The organism is Flectobacillus roseus (assembly GCF_030056595.1).
In the GTDB taxonomy this organism is placed as follows: Bacteria; Bacteroidota; Bacteroidia; order Cytophagales; family Spirosomataceae; genus Flectobacillus; species Flectobacillus roseus.
In genome coordinates, this window is sequence record NZ_JASHIF010000043.1 from 1 (window position 1) to 1,526 (window position 1,526).

Here is a 1,526-nt window from a genome sequence, read left to right on the forward strand (position 1 = left end):
AACTTAGGACAAGTGACTTTAGTAGCGACAAGTACAGGCGACTGTGATGGTGATGGTGTAACGAATAAGGATGAGATTAATGGTATTGATGATAATCCATTAACGACGGCCGATAATACGAATCCAAATGATGGATGTAGTTACAACAAAGTAGACCAAGTGTTTGCGAATACTAGCATAGCATGGAAAGCATTAGACTGTGATAAGGATGGCAATCCAAATGGCACGGATCCAAATCCACAAGCAGCTACAGCGGCAAATGATGCTCTAACAGCCCCATTTGGCTTAACGAGTACAGTAAGTGTATTATCGAATGATGACTTCTTACCAGTATTGAGCAATGTAGTTACGAGAACAGGAGGTACAGCAACCGGAACCGTAGTGTTTGCACCAACAACAGGTATCATGAGTTACACTCCATCAGCGACAGAGCCAGGAGGAACGAATGTAACAGTTGTATACCAAGTATGTAACACCTTGGTGACACCACAAGTATGTGCTAGTGCGACAGTAACGATTAGTGTACCAGCAGCAGGAGACCAAGATGGGGATGGCGATCCAGATAACACGGATCCACAACCAACGAACTCATGTGTATGGGGCATCGGTCAAGTGTTAGCGAATACGAGTACCACTTGGCGTAATGCAGACTGTGATGGTGACGGAGTAACAAACTATAATGAAGCCACAGGCGCAGATGGAAATCCAGCGACGTTAGCAGATAACACAGATCCACTGAGTGCCTGTAGCTTAAACTTAGGACAAGTGACTTTAGTAGCGACAAGTACTGGCGACTGTGATGGTGATGGTGTAACGAATAAGGATGAGATTAATGGTATTGATGATAATCCATTAACGACGGTCGACAACACGAATCCAAATGATGGATGTAGTTACAACAAAGTAGACCAAGTGTTTGCGAATACTAGCATAGCATGGAAAGCATTAGACTGTGATAAGGATGGCAATCCAAACGGCACCGATCCAAACCCACAAGCAGCAACAGCGGCAAATGATGCTCTAACAGCCCCATTTGGCTTAACGAGTACAGTAAGTGTGTTATCGAATGATGACTTCTTACCAGTATTGGGCAATGTAGTTACGAGAACAGGAGGTACAGCAAGTGGAGTAGCAGTATTTGCACCAACTACAGGTGTGTTAAGCTATACACCAACTGTGAGCGAGCCAGGTACAACCGTAACAGTTGTATACCAAGTATGTAACACCTTGGTGACACCACAAGTATGTGCTAATGCAACAGTAACGATAACAGTACCAGCAGCACCACGTTTAAGTATCGCAAAAGCAGCTCCAAGTGGCTCAATAAATGCCTTTGACAATTTTACTTACACTATTACCGTGAGTAATCTTGGAAGTGCAGCTACAACTGGCACGATTACTGTTAAGGATACATTACAAAGTGGCCTAAGCTTTGTATCATCAAGTACAGCCACAGGTTGGAGCTGTAGTTCGTCAGGCCAAGTAGTAACATGTACACGAACTAGCAGTATTCCATCAGGAAGCAA

Annotated in this window: 1 pseudogene; it reads left to right on the forward strand. The window is 43.9% G+C overall.

Annotated elements, in window-relative coordinates:
• Nucleotides 1-1,526, forward strand: a pseudogene (locus tag QM524_RS26085) (hypothetical protein); the annotation flags it as partial.